Annotated in this window: 15 protein-coding genes and 1 pseudogene; 9 read left to right on the top strand and 7 right to left on the bottom strand. The window is 45.4% G+C overall.

Annotation, left to right across the window (positions count from 1 at the left end; all coding sequences use genetic code 11):
- Positions 1-32: 32 nt before the first annotated feature.
- The 3 genes from FTV48_RS00665 to leuC all read right to left on the bottom strand — a co-directional run bounded on the left by FTV48_RS00665 (position 33) and on the right by leuC (position 2,886).
- Positions 33-596 (bottom strand): hypothetical protein, encoded by a 564-nt coding sequence (locus FTV48_RS00665; RefSeq protein ID WP_179999107.1) that lies wholly within the window; start codon positions 594-596, stop codon positions 33-35.
- Positions 597-683: 87 nt separating this feature from the next.
- Entirely contained in the window at positions 684-1,334 is a 651-nt protein-coding gene (leuD, locus tag FTV48_RS00670; protein WP_005095469.1) for a 3-isopropylmalate dehydratase small subunit, read from the bottom strand.
- 118 nt (positions 1,335-1,452) lie between these two features.
- A complete protein-coding gene (leuC, locus tag FTV48_RS00675; protein ID WP_005095467.1) occupies positions 1,453-2,886 on the bottom strand; it encodes a 3-isopropylmalate dehydratase large subunit in 1,434 nt (477 codons plus the stop codon).
- 261 nt (positions 2,887-3,147) lie between these two features.
- Here leuC and FTV48_RS00680 point away from each other — a divergent pair, with 261 nt between their 5' ends.
- From FTV48_RS00680 to ovoA, 3 genes are all read left to right on the top strand, one after another.
- Complete coding sequence (locus FTV48_RS00680) at positions 3,148-3,384, top strand: DUF2061 domain-containing protein (protein ID WP_005172852.1); 237 nt, start codon at positions 3,148-3,150, stop codon at positions 3,382-3,384.
- A gap of 195 nt (positions 3,385-3,579) precedes the next feature.
- Positions 3,580-4,455 carry a LysR family transcriptional regulator gene (locus FTV48_RS00685; RefSeq protein WP_005095462.1) on the top strand — a complete coding sequence of 292 codons (876 nt, stop codon included), beginning with the start codon at positions 3,580-3,582 and terminating at the stop codon, positions 4,453-4,455.
- A 149-nt stretch (positions 4,456-4,604) separates the two neighbouring features.
- Positions 4,605-6,779 (top strand): 5-histidylcysteine sulfoxide synthase, encoded by a 2,175-nt coding sequence (gene ovoA / locus FTV48_RS00690; RefSeq protein ID WP_179999109.1) that lies wholly within the window; start codon positions 4,605-4,607, stop codon positions 6,777-6,779.
- 43 nt (positions 6,780-6,822) lie between these two features.
- On the opposite strand, the gene FTV48_RS00695 is transcribed toward ovoA, so the two are convergent.
- A complete protein-coding gene (locus tag FTV48_RS00695; RefSeq protein ID WP_005095458.1) occupies positions 6,823-7,071 on the bottom strand; it encodes a DUF2789 family protein in 249 nt (82 codons plus the stop codon).
- A gap of 169 nt (positions 7,072-7,240) precedes the next feature.
- Complete coding sequence (locus FTV48_RS00700; protein WP_005095456.1) at positions 7,241-7,891, bottom strand: HAD family phosphatase; 651 nt, start codon at positions 7,889-7,891, stop codon at positions 7,241-7,243.
- A 182-nt stretch (positions 7,892-8,073) separates the two neighbouring features.
- On the opposite strand from FTV48_RS00700, the gene FTV48_RS00705 reads away from it, so the two are divergent.
- From FTV48_RS00705 to FTV48_RS00715, 3 genes are all read left to right on the top strand, one after another.
- Entirely contained in the window at positions 8,074-8,556 is a 483-nt protein-coding gene (locus FTV48_RS00705; protein ID WP_005095455.1) for an RNA pyrophosphohydrolase, read from the top strand.
- Positions 8,557-8,644: 88 nt separating this feature from the next.
- Positions 8,645-10,942 carry a phosphoenolpyruvate--protein phosphotransferase gene (gene ptsP / locus FTV48_RS00710; RefSeq protein ID WP_005172856.1) on the top strand — a complete coding sequence of 766 codons (2,298 nt, stop codon included), beginning with the start codon at positions 8,645-8,647 and terminating at the stop codon, positions 10,940-10,942.
- A gap of 41 nt (positions 10,943-10,983) precedes the next feature.
- On the top strand, positions 10,984-11,472 hold the full coding sequence (locus tag FTV48_RS00715) for a hypothetical protein (protein WP_159516203.1): 489 nt from the start codon (positions 10,984-10,986) through the stop codon (positions 11,470-11,472).
- On the opposite strand, the gene FTV48_RS00720 is transcribed toward FTV48_RS00715, so the two are convergent.
- Entirely contained in the window at positions 11,469-11,648 is a 180-nt protein-coding gene (locus tag FTV48_RS00720; RefSeq protein ID WP_159516202.1) for a hypothetical protein, read from the bottom strand. The genes FTV48_RS00715 and FTV48_RS00720 overlap by 4 nt on opposite strands.
- 643 nt (positions 11,649-12,291) lie before the next feature.
- Here FTV48_RS00720 and FTV48_RS00725 point away from each other — a divergent pair.
- From FTV48_RS00725 to FTV48_RS15100, 3 genes and pseudogenes are all read left to right on the top strand, one after another.
- On the top strand, positions 12,292-13,812 hold the full coding sequence (locus FTV48_RS00725; protein ID WP_005095448.1) for a catalase: 1,521 nt from the start codon (positions 12,292-12,294) through the stop codon (positions 13,810-13,812).
- Positions 13,813-13,908: 96 nt separating this feature from the next.
- Entirely contained in the window at positions 13,909-14,352 is a 444-nt protein-coding gene (locus tag FTV48_RS00730) for a thiol-disulfide oxidoreductase DCC family protein (protein ID WP_179999111.1), read from the top strand.
- Positions 14,342-14,542, top strand: a pseudogene (locus FTV48_RS15100) (DoxX-like family protein); the annotation flags it as partial. The gene FTV48_RS00730 and the pseudogene FTV48_RS15100, both read left to right, overlap by 11 nt.
- A gap of 54 nt (positions 14,543-14,596) precedes the next feature.
- Here the strand turns inward: FTV48_RS15100 and FTV48_RS00740 are convergent.
- Entirely contained in the window at positions 14,597-15,652 is a 1,056-nt protein-coding gene (locus FTV48_RS00740) for an MBL fold metallo-hydrolase (protein WP_074383975.1), read from the bottom strand.
- Positions 15,653-15,927: the final 275 nt, after the last annotated feature.

Genomic DNA, 15,927 nt, shown 5'->3' on the forward strand with positions numbered 1-15,927 from the left:
GTTTAAAGCGTCAGATTCAGACCTGACAAAGGTTAAATTTTCTTTTCTACAAACTCTGCAATGCCGTTGACCACATTATAAGGTTTGCAAAAACGACGAATGGTTTTTTGCTCTTGCAATAAATCCACGCAAAGCGGATCAGGTGCAGAGGCATTTAATAAACTGCTGCTACGCGCACTACGGTCGCGGAACATTTTCAAGATATAAGTTTTGTTGGCCTGAAAGCGATGAAACACATGTAAAATTTCCGCTTTATCCTTACTGATTGGATAAAAACGGACGACTAATTCATGCTGTCCTGCGGGTACTGACAAGTAAATCGGATTGGCCTGATTCAAATTCTTAGCCTGCAAACGTACCAGTTTTTGCTTTCGCGCCTCATTACTGAGGCGGCCATTGTCGTTATTGACAATGATGGTCTGGTTTAAGCGCTCGAACTGGCAATCCGATGTTCCTTTACAGTAAATCAACGCATTGTTTTTGCTTTCGGCATTTTCTTTGGCATGTTTGAGCTTCATGGTATCGATGCTTTGACATGCAGTCATCAGCACCGACACCGTACTTAAAGCAAGCCACTGTTTCCAATAATTCGCCATAATGTCTGTCTTACCCAATCAAAAAACCCAATAATCTTCCGATATTAGCAAGGGCATCGCAGTCATGCTATGACAATTTTCGCTGATTTAGCCCTGAATTTCGGCAAATACCCATGGACGTGATTGTTTGGTTTTTTCCTCATAAGCACGAATGTCATCCGCAGCTTGTAAAGTTAAACCAATATCATCCAGACCATTTAACAGGCAATGCTTACGAAATGGATCGACTTCAAATTGAAAGCTTTCACCATTTGGTGTGCGTACTTCTTGTGCGTCCAAATCGATGGTGAGTTGATAACCTTCAGTTGCAAGGCATTCTTTGAATAACTGATCAACAATCTCTTCAGACAAAATCACAGGCAACATGCCATTCTTAAAGCTGTTGTTATAGAAAATGTCGGCATAGCTTGGTGCTATCACGGTACGGAAACCATATTCCTCCAATGCCCATGGCGCATGTTCACGGCTAGAACCACAACCAAAGTTGGCACGTGAAATCAAAATGCTCGCGCCTTGATAACGAGGTTGGTTTAATGCAAAATCCTTGTTTAAAGGTCGTTTTGAGTTGTCTTGACCCAAATAGCCTTCATCCAGATAACGCAATTCATCAAATAAATTCGCACCGAAACCACTACGTTTGATCGATTTCAAAAACTGTTTTGGAATAATTAAATCGGTATCGACATTGGCCCGGTCTAATGGTGCAACGATACCTTGTTCAACGGTATATTTTTTCATTGTCTTTATTCCTAAAGAATGTCATCACTTTAAATCTCCCCTAACCCCCTCTTTATTAAAGAGGGGAACTTCCCCCTTTTCTAAAAGGTGAGAAGCATTGCTTCGCAAGAGGGGGATTTTAGAAACTACGCACGTCAACAAAGTGACCGGCAATTGCCGCGGCGGCTGCCATTGCAGGACTGACCAGATGCGTACGACCGCCATTGCCCTGACGACCTTCAAAGTTACGGTTAGACGTCGATGCACAATGCTCGCCCGGTTGTAACTTGTCAGCATTCATTGCCAGACACATTGAACAACCTGGTTCACGCCATTCAAAGCCGGCTTCTACAAACACTTTATCCAGGCCTTCAGCTTCTGCCTGGGCCTTGACCAGACCCGAACCCGGAACCACCATCGCCTGCTTGATGCTTGCCGCGACTTTACGACCTTTGATCACTTCAGCCGCAGCACGAATATCTTCAATACGCGAGTTGGTGCATGAGCCAATAAAGACACGGTCTAATTGAATTTCAGCCAAGGCCTGCCCGGCATTTAAACCCATATATTGATAAGCACGGTTCCAGTCATTGCGTTGTACTTCGTCTTTGGCTTGTTGCAAAGTCGGTACTGCCTGAGACACTGGAATCACCATTTCAGGAGAGGTTCCCCAAGACACTTGCGGCTCAATCTCTTCGCCTTGCAAGACCACAACCGTATCAAAGTGTGCATCTTCATCCGAATGCAAGGTATTCCAGTAGGCTACGGCCTGATCCCACTGTTCTGCAGTCGGTGCATAAGGACGACCTTTAACATATTCGATGGTTTTGTCATCAACGGCGACCATACCTACGCGTGCACCGGCTTCGATTGCCATATTACACACGGTCATACGACCTTCAATCGACATGTCACGGAACACCTGACCGCCAAATTCAATCGCATGACCAGTACCCCCTGCTGTACCAATCTTGCCGATAATCGCCAAGACCACATCTTTCGGTGTCACGCCCTGACCCAACTGACCGTCAACGCGTACCAACATGTTTTTCATCTTCTTTTGAACCAGGCATTGGGTCGCCAATACATGTTCAACTTCTGAAGTACCGATACCATGCGCCAAACAACCGAAAGCACCATGGGTCGCAGTATGTGAGTCACCACAGACCACGGTCATGCCCGGCAAGGTTAAACCTTGCTCAGGCCCAACCACATGCGCAATCCCCTGACGGATATCATTAATATCAAATTCAACAATATTAAAGGTCTTGCAGTTGTCGTCCAAGGTTTGTACCTGGATGCGCGAAGTTTCATCTTCAATGCCGGCAACACCCTGTTCACGCTCTTTTTTCGAGGTGGGTACGTTATGATCTGGTGTAGCAATGTTTGCGCTTAAACGCCATGGCTTGCGCCCGGCGAGTTGTAAACCTTCAAATGCCTGTGGCGACGTTACTTCATGTAATAAGTGACGGTCGATGTACAGTAAGGCAGAACCATCATCACGTTGTGTTACTAAATGGTCATCCCACAATTTATCATATAATGTTTTTGCTGTTTGGGTTGCGCCTGCCATGTCGATGTACTCCACTGGACTGGGTAAATTCTTGCTCTGATTTTGATTATATCGCTGCTGTCACATAAATCTAATTTATCATTTTTATTAGTTAAAAAACTTTTTGGAATCTTTCAAAAGCTGAATAAAATCATGCTTTCACTGCATTCCTATAAATCTACTTTTCCGATCAATTTATTAAAAATATTCGTTTTTACAAATTAAATAAGAATTATTATTATTCCTGCATAGACAGAGATTTATATTTTGAGGAACTTCGACATGGCACATATCCAACGTTTTGTAGACAATAACCAGCGTATGTTTAAAAAGACCTTCAGCTATTACATTATGCACATCACAGTGGCGATGATTGTGGGTTATTTGGTGACTGGCAGTTTGGCCATGGCAATTGCCTTAAGTTTATTGGAACCCACAGTACAGGCAGTTGCGTTCTTCTTCCACGAAAAAATCTGGGAGCGCAATATCGAACAGCAGAATGAGGACATCACCGCCTGATCTTTTCTGTCGATGTTCCTGACCAAAGACCATCTCACCCAAGAGGGTCTTTTTTTGACGCTATTTAAATCCCAAGGCTTTGAAAATGTTTAGTAATGCAGCAATGCAATACAAACAAGCGAATTATGCTTTGATTTATTCTTAAAAAATAACAATAATATAATTACACATAAAAATTCTTTATAGGTGATTAAGATGAATCTCGCAGCTTTTGAAGCCTTCGTAAAAGTCATGGAAACTGGTTCGATTTCTCTGGCCGCAGATCAGCTTTTTATTACCCAGCCTGCCGTCACCAAACGTATTCACAGTCTGGAAGAATATTTTGGGGTCAAACTGTTTGAATCCGCCGGACGTGGTGTACAAGCCACCCATGCCGCGCATTCGCTATTGCCTAAAGTGAAAAACTGGCTGAATGAACTCGGTGATATTCATTATACCTTGAGCCATGAACAGGGTCAGGTACAGGGAAAATTGAAAATCGGCACCAGCCATCATATTGGCCTGCATCATCTTCCAAGTCATTTGCGCCGCTATGTACAAGAATATCCGGATGTAAGGCTGGATGTACATTTTGTCGATTCCGAGCAGGCGCACGAACAAGTCATTGCCGGCGATCTGGAACTGGCATTTTTAACCTTGCCGCCACGGGGCGATGCACGTCTGAATTATGTCACCATCTGGAATGATCCTCTGGTCTTTGTAGTTGCACCCTTTCATCCACTGGCCCAGCAAAAAAATCTGTGCCTGGAAGATTTGCTGAATTACCCGAGCCTGCTACCGTCTTCACAAACCTATACCTCACAGATTACTTTGGCCGAGTTTGAAAAACAGGGCATTAAACCAAAAGTCAGCATGAGCAATAATCCGCTGGAATCAATCCGCATGCTGGTATCCATTGGTCTCGGCTGGTCTGTGCTGCCAAAAACTCTGGTCAATCACGATCTGCATCAGCTGGATATCAATCTGGAAATGAACCGCCGGCTAGGCATGGTCTGGCATCCGGGTCGTACTCAGTCCAAAGCGGCGCAAGCTCTGGTTCAACTTATGCAAAGTAGTTCCCTGCCTCTTTAATTCATTTCTAAAAATGCTGCATTCAAAACAGTGCAGCATTTTGTTACCTAAATACACCCATCTGGGGATTTCTTTCGCGTATTTTTAAGATAAATCTATTCTTTTGCGATGCAGAGGAATACTTAAAATTATTCGATGGAGCCTGACGGATGCAGCTCGATTCTCCCCTAAAACCCCTCTCTCAAGATAAAACAAATGCCAGCAGCCTATGGCTTTCGGCCAAACCGATGCTGTTGCCTACACCTGCGCTTGATTTTGCCGACGAACAGACAGCGCGACACAGCCTACGTGATTACTTCCTGAATACCTTTGATACCTATGAGCAGTTATTTGAATGCCTCAAGCATGAAGATGCTTTTTTTATCAAGCCAATTAATTTGCGTCATCCGCTGATTTTTTATTTTGGTCATACCGCGACTTTTTTTGTCAATAAACTGCTGCTGAGCAAACTCATTACTGAACGTCTGAATCCGCATTTTGAAAGTATTTTTGCGATCGGGGTTGATGAAATGAGTTGGGATGATCTGGATGAAGTGCATTATGACTGGCCGACTGTGCAAGCAGTCCGGGATTATCGACATCAGGTACGCGCGCTGATTCTGAACATTGTTGAGCATGCCCCGCTGAATCTGCCCTTAAACTGGCACAATCCGTGGTGGACGCTGATTATGGGCATCGAACATGAACGGATTCATCTGGAAACGTCATCGGTGCTGATTCGTCAGCATGCTTTAGAACATGTACACCAGCATCCGCAGTGGCGTGCCAATATCATTACCGGCATTGCCCCGGAAAATAGTTTGATTGCTGTGCCTGAAGGCCAGGTACATCTACAGAAAGATTTTAACCATCCTTTTTATGGCTGGGACAATGAATACGGCCAGCATGAAGCCGAAGTTGCAGCCTTTGAAGCTGCAAAATATCTGGTGTCGAATCAGGAGTTTCTGGCCTTTGTCGAAGCAGATGGCTACCAGACCGGACACTACTGGAGTGAAGAAGGCTTAGGCTGGCTACAATTTTCACAAGCGACTCATCCGTGTTTTTGGCGCAAGACTGAACTCGGCTGGTCATTGCGCCTGATGCTGGAAGAAGTCCCCATGCCCTGGGATTGGCCGGTAGAAGTAAATTATCATGAAGCCAAAGCCTTTTGTCAGTGGAAATCGCAACAGCTTGAAAAAACTATCCGCCTGCCCACCGAAGATGAATGGTATCGCCTGTATGCGGTTTCAGACCTGGATCCAGATTTACCCAGTCCTGAACAGGCCAATATCGAATTGAAATATGGCACCAGTTCCTGCCCGGTCGATCATTTTCGGCAGGGCGATTTCTATGATATTCAGGGCAATGTCTGGCAATGGACTGAAACGCCAATCTATCCGTTTCAGGGCTTTCAGGTGCATCCTCTTTATGATGATTTTAGCACCCCGACCTTTGATGGACGGCATAATATTATTAAAGGTGGCTCCTGGATTTCAGCAGGCAATGAAGCCCTGCACAGCGCACGTTATGCTTTTAGACGGCATTTCTTTCAACACGCTGGCTTCCGCTATGTCGCCTCTGATCAAGCCTTGCAACAGTTTCCTTCACAGTATGAAAGTGACCAGTTGGTGTCTCAATATCTGGAGTTTCAGTACGGCGCCGAATACTTTGGCATCGCCAATTTTGCCAAAACATTGGTGCAGCTGGCGCAGCCGTATATCCGGGAAACTGCATGTAAAAGTGCTCTGGATATTGGCTGTGCTACTGGCCGCGCCAGCTTTGAACTGGCACACTATTTTGATCAGGTCACCGGTCTGGATTTTTCTGCACGCTTTATTCAGCAAGCCGTCTTTCTGGCCCAAGGTCACCGAATCCGTTATCAGCTCCCCGTAGAAGGTGAATTAAGCGAAGAGAAAATCTGCTCGCTTAAGGATTTCGCTTTGGATCGGCTTGCCTCTAAAGTGGAATTTTTTCAGGCCGATGCCTGTAATCTGAAAGCACATTTTATTGGCTATGATTTTATTCTGGCGGCCAATCTGATTGACCGGCTGCATCATCCCAAAGACTTTTTGATGCAGATCCATCAACGGATAAATATGGGTGGAATTCTACTGCTCAGTTCGCCTTATACCTGGCTGGAAGAACATACTGCACGTGATGAATGGCTGGGCGGGTTCAAGCAGGCAGACAGAGAGGTCACTACGCTAGAGGGTATCTCGGAAATATTAAAGGCTCATTTTGAGCTGGTGACCCAGCCTCAGGATGTGCCTTTTGTTATTCGTGAAACCGCCAGAAAATATCAACATAGCTTGTCGCAAGTCAGCATCTGGCGACGCACTCACTAAAGCCTTCAAGCTAAAAAAGCCAATCATTCGATTGGCTTTTATTTCATCCTTCACTGGTTGAGTTTTCATGCAGGGATTCATTGAGTTGATCCACCACAATGGCCCATGAACCATCAGATGCAATTTTTTCGGTTAGAAACTGACGTTGTGCTTCTGACCAGTACGGTGCATCGAGTAAAGTCAGATCTTTATGCAGTTGATGTTCGTGAATAAACTTTTCAATGCCTTCCTGAGTGGCATCCAAGCCAAGCTGCTGAAACAGATGTGTCATACGCGGTCGAACGTGAGTCATAGCATTACACCTCAAACTTTTCCATTATTTTCATGTCCTGTTTTTTGAGCATAACATGTCCGAGGCAAGCGGACTGTGAAAAAACATTAACACTTACATTGAATTCGGGCAGATAAAAAAGCACAACCGAAGTTGTGCTGGATCAATCAGATGGATAAAAGGCAATCAGTTAAATCGACCAGTCCTGTATGTTCCAGCCCTGCGCTTTGGCTAAAACTTCAAGGCGGTCATCCGGATTCACCGCAATGGCATGATCGGCATATTCCAGCAAGAAACGGTCATTAATCGAATCTGAATAGGCCCAAGACTCGGTCACATCGCGACCTTGCAGCCACTGTTCCAGACGCACCAGCTTGCCTTGTTGATAACACGCGGTATTGATCACTTTTCCGGTATATTTGCCATCGAGTACTTCAGCATTGGTGGCAATAATTTCAGTAATGCCGAATTCACGAAAAATTGGTGCAGTAATAAAATCCGAAGTCGCGGTAATTCCGACCAGAGCATGACCGGCGTCTTTATGCCGTTGAATGGCCTTAAAACCTTCTGGACGCATTTGCGGGCGAATCACCTTTTGCATAAACAGCTGGTGCAACTCGGTTAAATAAGCATGCTCATGTTGGGTCAGAAACTGGAACACAAATTCATTATAGGCATAGGGGTCTAACTGACCTTTTTTATAGTCGTCATAGAACTTGTCATTCATGGCACGATGCTGCACCGGATCGACCAAGCCCTCGCTGACCAGAAACTCTCCCCAAGAATGATCCGAATCCGTGTTTAACAAGGTGTGATCGAGATCAAATAGCGCCAATTTCATGAAAATACTCGTAAAAACTGAAATTTAAGAAAAAAATTGTAAATCTATCTCCGCTAGTCGATAGAAATTCGTTAAGATCATAGCAATTTTAACATTTTTAAACTTTGCTTTTTTCGAGTTGGATAAAGAAATAACGCTCCCCGATGGCAAAGGTATAAATTAAACAATTTTTAGGTAGCCAAATGATCGACTCTGAGGGTTTCCGACCAAATGTCGGGATCATTTTGGCAAACGATGCTGGACAAGTTTTATGGGCAAAACGCATTGGTCATAATGCATGGCAATTTCCACAAGGAGGTATCCAATATGGAGAAACCCCTGAGCAGGCACTCTATCGTGAGCTGAGAGAAGAAGTTGGCTTATTGCCCGAACACGTCCAGATCATCGCGCAAACCAAAGGCTGGTTGCGCTATCGTTTGCCGCATCGATACATACGACCGGACTCCGATCCGGTGTGCATCGGTCAAAAACAAAAGTGGTTTTTACTCAAACTCACGGCCCCCGTTCAGCATATTCAGTTGAATCTGTCTGATCCGCCGGAATTTGATCAATGGCAATGGGTCAGTTACTGGTATCCATTAGGTCAAGTCGTGAATTTCAAACGTGATGTTTATCGCAAAGCTCTGGTGGAGTTGTGTCAGCAGCTGCCCCAGCAAAAACCTTAAAAAATCGCATAAATCATGCAGATTTTTTGGTCGGCTATTGTTATAAATAAACGTATCACTGAAATTCTGAATAGACGGAGCAGACCTTATGTCGAATATGCAACTGGACACGTTGAGACGTATTGTTCAAGAGATCAATGCATCTGCCAGTTTGCATGAATCCCTCGATATCATGGTCAAGCATGTCGCAGACGCCATGCATGTCGATGTCTGCTCTATTTACCTTCTGGATGAACGTAACCAGCGTTATCTGCTGATGGCTTCCAAGGGCCTGAAGGCTGAGTCCGTAGGTCACGTATCGTTACAGACTGGCGAAGGTTTGGTGGGTCTGGTCGGCCAGCGTGAAGAAATTGTCAATCTGGACAATGCACCCAAACATGAACGCTTCCTGTTCCTGCCTGAAACCGGTGAAGAGCTGTATAACTCTTTTCTGGGCGTCCCGGTGATGTACCGCCGTAAGGTCATGGGTGTGCTGGTGGTTCAGAATAAAGAATCTCAGGATTTCTCTGAAGCCGCCGAATCATTTCTGGTCACACTGTGCGCGCAGCTCTCTGGCGTGATTGCCCATGCCCATGCGGTGGGCAATATTGATGTCTTCCGCAAGCCAAATAACCTGCCTGCCTATAAAACCTTTCAGGGTGTGTCCGGTTCAGGCGGGATTGCCCTGGGTCGTGCCGTGATTCTCTACCCGCCAGCAGATCTGGCCGCCGTTCCCGATCGTGAAGCCGATGACATCAGCGAAGAACTACAATTATTAGACAGCGCCCTCAACTCCGTCCGTGAAGAAATCCAGTCGCTCGATGACAAGATGCAGGATGCGCTGATGGCCGAAGAACGCGCCCTCTTTAGCGTATTCTTGCGGATGCTGGATGAAAATGCCCTGCCGGCAGAAATCAAGGCGCTCATTCGGGAAGGCCATTGGGCACAGGGTGCAGTGCGCATCGTGATTGATAGTCATGTGGCACAGTTTGCCCAGATGCAGGATGATTATTTACGTGAACGGGTGGCAGACTTAAAAGACTTGGGCCGCCGTATTCTGGCGCGTTTACAGGAAGCTGATGCCAGTCATCGTGAGCTGACCGATGAGAGTATTCTGATAGGGGAAGAGATTTCCACTGCAGCTCTGGTTGAACTGCCAGTGGATAAAATTGCTGCGATTGTCACCACTGAAGGTGCCATGAACTCGCATATGGTAATTGTGGCACGTGCCCTCGGCATTCCGACTGTGGTCGGTGTGACTGAACTGCCAATTAATACCCTGGATGATGTAGAAATGATCGTTGATGCGCATCAAGGCCGGGTCTTCATCAATCCGCCACGGCGTTTGCGCAGTCGCTATAAAGAAATTCAAAAAGAAGAAGAACAGATCGCCAAAGATCTGCGTCAGTACGAAACCAAAGATGCGATTACCCCGGATGGGGTAGCGGTAAAACTGTACGTCAACACCGGCCTGATGATCGATGTGGTCCGTGGCGTGCAACGTGGTGCCAAAGGCGTTGGTTTATACCGTTCTGAAATTCCATTTATGCTACGCGACCGCTTCCCGGGCGAAGAAGAACAGCGCGCGATTTATCGCCAGCAACTCACTCACTTTGCCAATAAACCGGTAGTGATGCGTACCCTGGACATTGGGGCAGACAAAGACCTGCCGTATTTCTCGATTGAAGAAGAAAATTCGGCACTGGGCTGGCGTGGCATTCGTTTTACCCTGGACCATCCGGAAATTTTTTCTTCACAAATTCGCGCCATGCTTAAAGCCAGTATCGGACTGAATAACCTGCATATTCTGTTGCCGATGGTGACCAGTGTCAGTGAGGTCGAAGAAGCTCTCTATTTACTGGAACGTGATCATGCGGCGATTCAGGAAGAAGAACAGGTCAAAGTGAACAAGCCAAAACTCGGCATCATGGTGGAAGTGCCGAGTGTGCTGCATCAAATTGATGAGTTTTCCGAACTGGTCGATTTCTTCTCGGTTGGCTCTAACGATTTGACTCAATATCTTTTGGCAGTCGATCGCAATAATCCGCGGGTTGCCAATGTCTATTCACATTTACATCCTGCCGTACTGCGTGCCCTGACCCGTCTGGTGCAGGACTGTCATCGTAATGAAAAACCGGTCAGTATCTGCGGTGAAATGGCAGGTGATCCGCTGTCTGCGGTTTTGCTCATGGCCATGGGCTTTAATACCCTGTCGATGAGTTCGAGTAATATCCTGAAGGTACGTAAAACCATTTGTCACGTGCCGATGAGTGATGCACAGGAATTGCTACAGCATGTGTTAAAAATGGACAATCCACTGATGGTAAAAAGCTGGCTGGAATATTATTTCAGAACCCATGGTTTGGGTGATATGGTGAAATCAGCCACGCGTATGGTGAGTGCCTAATCCGGGACTTTTCCAGTCCCTCGACGAGTGTAGAGGTGGTTATGGAATTTCTGGTTATCCTGTTCATGCTCATTGCGGTGTTCTATATTGTTATTATTGCACCTGCCTTGCGGGCCCGGAAAAATGCGGATTATTCCGGTTCATCTTATACACGTCCTGCCAGCGGCTATGCCGATCGGCCTAAAATGTCCCCTCTATTGGGCATCGAAATTTCAGCATCCCAGCGACGGCGTTTAGGCCGAAATGATCCCTCTGTGATAGCGGCCAAACTCTATCGTCAGCAAAAAGATCAATTTGCCAGTTTTCAGCATGCCAGAACTGAACCTCACCCTGCACATTATGGACAGCCAAATCAGGGAAGACTGAATAAATTATTTAATGATTTTATACGAGATGAGCCAACAAATTCATCGCGGCGCTCCACTCAAAATACACAAAATCGTAGCAACCGCCCCGTTGCCCCGCTCTCTCCACTTGGAACCAACTCCAAACAGCCAACGCGTCATCCTCAACCACCTTACAGATCTTAAGCTGCCATTAAAAAAGGGCGATCTTCCATGGAATATCGCCCTTGTCTGTGCTTGTTGTAGCCACGTTTTGCATTTTTCTTTCGGTCTACAAAAACCTGACTTTTGTTGACTTCATGCATGTATTTTGCCACAAAATTATGGATCACCACATGCTCGACTGTTTTCTTCTTGGCCATGTTGTACTTTCGCCTTTTAACTAGATTTTAGTGAGTTTCCACGCGAGTGGGAAAATAATGATACGCCATTTTGGACAATTTTCAAGCATATTTGCCAATGCTTTTTTTAAAAATAAAGACCATTTAAGCAGGATATTCTGTATTACAAAAATGAGCGCTATGGCCGGAAAACATGCTGATTACATTCAGCATTTCATGATGTTTTTCACACAGACAAAACCTGATCAAAAAAAGCATTTAAAATAAATCAGTTATAAGATTTATTTTAAACAGCACGATTCATCTATTAGTTTGATCCTTTGATAAAAACAGATGAGGGACTTGAAGATTGTTATTTTCGTTTAATCCGATTCATTATTTGAGTTATCTAAAATATAGAGAATTTGATATTGTCAAAGAGTAGAAAACCGGCTATTTTTAAAAAGTAACCATTTAATTTTCAATATTTTAGACTTTATTAACTTCAAAAATATTTTTTGAGTAACATCACTCAATTATATCCTGTGAATTCCACTTTGTGCGCTAACAGCATTTATATCAAGATATTGAAAATAGAGTAAAACCTGATGCCCTTCGCAGATAACTCAATATTTTATAAATACTGGATAAACGCTACAAGATATTCAAAACTTGGAGAGGAAAAATGAGCCAAGATTTTAAAAAATGCCCTGTTACCCACCTGACCACTGAAGCGGGTGCACCTGTGGTCGACAACCAGAACAGTATGACGGCAGGTGCGCGTGGACCTTTACTCGCTCAGGATTTATGGCTGAATGAAAAACTGGCCAACTTTGTCCGTGAAGTGATTCCAGAGCGTCGTATGCACGCCAAAGGTTCAGGTGCTTTTGGAACCTTTACCGTGACCAACGATATTACCCAATATACCCGCGCGAAAATCTTCTCGGAAGTGGGCAAGAAAACAGACATGTTTGCGCGTTTCTCGACCGTCGCAGGTGAACGTGGTGCGGCCGATGCAGAACGTGATATCCGTGGTTTTGCCCTAAAATTCTATACTGAAGAAGGCAACTGGGATCTGGTCGGCAATAACACCCCGGTATTTTTCCTGCGGGATGCGCGCAAGTTTCCAGATCTGAACAAAGCCGTTAAGCGCGACCCGAAAACCAACAAGCGCAGTGCCACCAATAACTGGGATTTCTGGACATTATTGCCTGAAGCCTTGCATCAGGTTACGATTGTCATGTCGGATCGTGGTATTCCAGACGGTTATCGTCACATGCATGGTTTTGGCAGCCATACCTTTAGCTTTATCAATGCCAATAATGAACGCTTCTGGGTGAAATTCCATATGCGTACCCAGCAAGGCATCCAGAACCTCACCGATGCTGAAGCTGAAGCACTGATTGCCAAAGACCGTGAAAGCAGCCAGACTGACCTGTTTGATGCCATCGAACGTGGTGATTATCCAAAATGGAAAATGTATGTCCAGGTGATGCCGGAACTGGAAGCTGAAACCGTTCCTTATCATCCATTTGACCTGACCAAAGTCTGGCCGAAAGGTGATTATCCGCTGATTGAAGTCGGTGAGTTCGAACTGAACCGCAATCCGGAAAACTATTTCCAGGATGTGGAACAGGCGGCTTTTGCACCCAGCAATCTGGTACCGGGCATCAGCTACTCGCCGGACCGGATGTTACAAGCACGTTTATTTAACTATGCCGATGCCGCGCGTTACCGTGTCGGCGTGAATCACTCACAGGTTCCGGTCAATGCTGCACGCTGTCCGGTCAATTCTAACCGTCGTGATGGTCAGGGTCGTATGGATGGCAACTACGGTTCCTTGCCACATTATGAGCCGAACAGTTTCAGCCAATGGCAGGAGCAACCGGAATTCAGAGAGCCACCACTAAAAATCACCGGTGCTGCCGATTTCTGGGATTTCCGTGAAGATGATAACGATTACTTCAGCCAGCCACGTGCCCTGTTCAACCTGATGAATGATGAACAAAAGCAGGCCTTGTTTAATAACACGGCTGGCGCGATGGGTGATGCACTAGATTTCATTAAATACCGTCACATCCGCAATTGTTATAGTTGCGATCCGGCCTATGGCGAAGGCGTAGCACAAGCACTCGGCATGACAGTGGCAGATGCACAGGCTGCTCGTGAAACCGATCCGGCCAAAGGCTTAGCCAGCTTGCTTTAAGCTGCCTTAGCGATATATAAAAAACCACCCTCGGGTGGTTTTTTAGTGTGATATCAAGCAGTATACAAATAATACGTCACTAGAAAAAATATAACGATGAGCAACGATATTGAAGACATTATTCAACAACACGACATCATTTTATTTGATGCTGTTTGTGTGATCTGTAATGGCTGGGCACGTTTCTTGATTAAATACGATAACAAGATACAGTTTAAACTGGTCTCTGCCCAATCCCCTTTAGGTGTTGCCCTGCTCGAGCATTACCAGATGTCCACTGCACATTACAGCACGATGCTCGTCATCCAAGCTGGCACACTTTATACCGAATCCACTGCCCTGTTAAAAGTCATGCAGCATCTCGGTTTTCCGTTGAATTTAATGAGTACAGGCTATTTAGTGCCGCGTTTTATCCGCGACTTTCTGTATCGTGGCGTTGCTTTAAAGCGCTATCAGCTATTTGGTAAAACTGATTATTGCCTGATTCCATCTAGCGAAAATAAACACCATTTTCTGGAAAATGCTATTCGTGAATTCTGAGCCTGTTTTCACCCAAACACTTCGCAACATTCAGCTAAGCTTGGCAATGCGCTGATTCTATCAAGGACTGATTCCAAAAATACTGTTTCAGTCCCCTGCTGAAATCACAATCTGGCAAAACCTGGGCTTTGAGCGGGTACTGGCCAAAGTCTTGGTTGGATTTTCTGGCATAGGTGAAATGCTGTTTGGCTGATGCTTTCTGTGCTTGCCATTCAACTCATCAAGCAAGAACAGCGTGAAGCCATTAGACAATAATCCGTTTGCCTTCATGTACGCAGTAAAACGGATTAATCAGCTTGGAAGAATGTTTGATAATTTCATGTAATTCATGCTCTGGTGCATCCCGATCTTCATCAGTGAGCTGGAAAGTACGGTAATGAATCGCCAGTGAGCATTTGGCCTGCAAGTCCTGATGTGCATGAAATGCATCTTCCGGATTCATATGAATCGCACGCATCAGTGCACGCGGCTCATAGGCACCGATGGGCAGCAAGGCAATTCGGGGCGCACCCAGACGCTTGCGAACCTCTTTAAAATGCGAGGCATAACCACTATCTCCGGCAAAGAAACAATGTTCCTGACCATGCAATAAGGAAAAGCCACCCCACAAAGCACAATTCTGATCACGCATACCGCGCCCCGAGGCATGCTGTGCCGGCGTATAGACAATGCGGATTTCTTCAAAAAATGCATTTTCCCACCAGTCCATCTCATGCACGGTATAGTGCTTTGGCAAATACCAGGCATTGCCCAGTCCGGTATAAATTGGCATTTCAAATGTGCTATGCAACCATTCCAGTGTGGCCAGATCCATATGATCATAGTGGTTATGGCTGAGCAGCACAGCATCAATATGTGGCAGTTCATCTAGCGCAATACCGGCAGGAATGACCCGCTGCGGGCCAGTGGATGCAGAAGGACTGGCATATTCAGCCCAGACCGGATCGGTCAGGAAATTATAAGGCCCGATTTGAATGAGCACAGTGGCGTGACCAATAAACCAGATTTGCCAGTCATCTAAAGGCGCATCGGGACGCTGCTGTGGCAATGCACGCGGTCGCGCAAAAAACTCGGCACGTTCTGCATCGAGATTGATATTCCAGTTTTTGGATTTTCGGGTAATGAGCCATTTATATAAGTCAAAACGACTGTGCGCCCGAGCAGGATGCTCGAGATTACGAAACTGTTGTCCATTGAAATGATCTGAATGCAGATACTCAAATACCGGCTTAGACCAGAGATGTTTCCAACTGGACTCCGTGGTTAACTGAAATTTTTTAGTTTTGAGAAGATCTTGCATAAACATCCACTATTTATTATTCGCTATATGCAAGACAGCAACCGCTTGAAATGGTCAGGCGACGCATCTTTTAATGAGCATACAAACTAAAAACAGGCGCACTTGAGTATAGTATGAAATCCATCACAGACAATCATGTATGTTTTTGTTATTTTAGCAAAAAAATAGCGCTCTGATAGCCTGCTGGCTGGCCGGACTAGGGGTACTATCGAGAAAGACATGATGCATGCAGTTTTTTAAAAAATACAAAATCATACCAAGCCCTACTCTGCTGA

It is taken from the genome of Acinetobacter sp. YH18001 (assembly GCF_013416975.1).
Taxonomy (GTDB): Bacteria; Pseudomonadota; Gammaproteobacteria; order Pseudomonadales; family Moraxellaceae; genus Acinetobacter; species Acinetobacter pseudolwoffii.

Coding starts and splice junctions, on each gene's coding strand:
- FTV48_RS00665 (WP_179999107.1), bottom strand. CDS start 596: ATGGCGAATTATTGGAAACAGTGGCTTGCTTTAAGTACGGTGTCGGTG.
- leuD (WP_005095469.1), bottom strand. CDS start 1,334: ATGAAAAAATATACCGTTGAACAAGGTATCGTTGCACCATTAGACCGG.
- leuC (WP_005095467.1), bottom strand. CDS start 2,886: ATGGCAGGCGCAACCCAAACAGCAAAAACATTATATGATAAATTGTGG.
- FTV48_RS00680 (WP_005172852.1), top strand. CDS start 3,148: ATGGCACATATCCAACGTTTTGTAGACAATAACCAGCGTATGTTTAAA.
- FTV48_RS00685 (WP_005095462.1), top strand. CDS start 3,580: ATGAATCTCGCAGCTTTTGAAGCCTTCGTAAAAGTCATGGAAACTGGT.
- ovoA (WP_179999109.1), top strand. CDS start 4,605: ATGCAGCTCGATTCTCCCCTAAAACCCCTCTCTCAAGATAAAACAAAT.
- FTV48_RS00695 (WP_005095458.1), bottom strand. CDS start 7,071: ATGACTCACGTTCGACCGCGTATGACACATCTGTTTCAGCAGCTTGGC.
- FTV48_RS00700 (WP_005095456.1), bottom strand. CDS start 7,891: ATGAAATTGGCGCTATTTGATCTCGATCACACCTTGTTAAACACGGAT.
- FTV48_RS00705 (WP_005095455.1), top strand. CDS start 8,074: ATGATCGACTCTGAGGGTTTCCGACCAAATGTCGGGATCATTTTGGCA.
- ptsP (WP_005172856.1), top strand. CDS start 8,645: ATGTCGAATATGCAACTGGACACGTTGAGACGTATTGTTCAAGAGATC.
- FTV48_RS00715 (WP_159516203.1), top strand. CDS start 10,984: ATGGAATTTCTGGTTATCCTGTTCATGCTCATTGCGGTGTTCTATATT.
- FTV48_RS00720 (WP_159516202.1), bottom strand. CDS start 11,648: ATGGCCAAGAAGAAAACAGTCGAGCATGTGGTGATCCATAATTTTGTG.
- FTV48_RS00725 (WP_005095448.1), top strand. CDS start 12,292: ATGAGCCAAGATTTTAAAAAATGCCCTGTTACCCACCTGACCACTGAA.
- FTV48_RS00730 (WP_179999111.1), top strand. CDS start 13,909: ATGAGCAACGATATTGAAGACATTATTCAACAACACGACATCATTTTA.
- FTV48_RS00740 (WP_074383975.1), bottom strand. CDS start 15,652: ATGCAAGATCTTCTCAAAACTAAAAAATTTCAGTTAACCACGGAGTCC.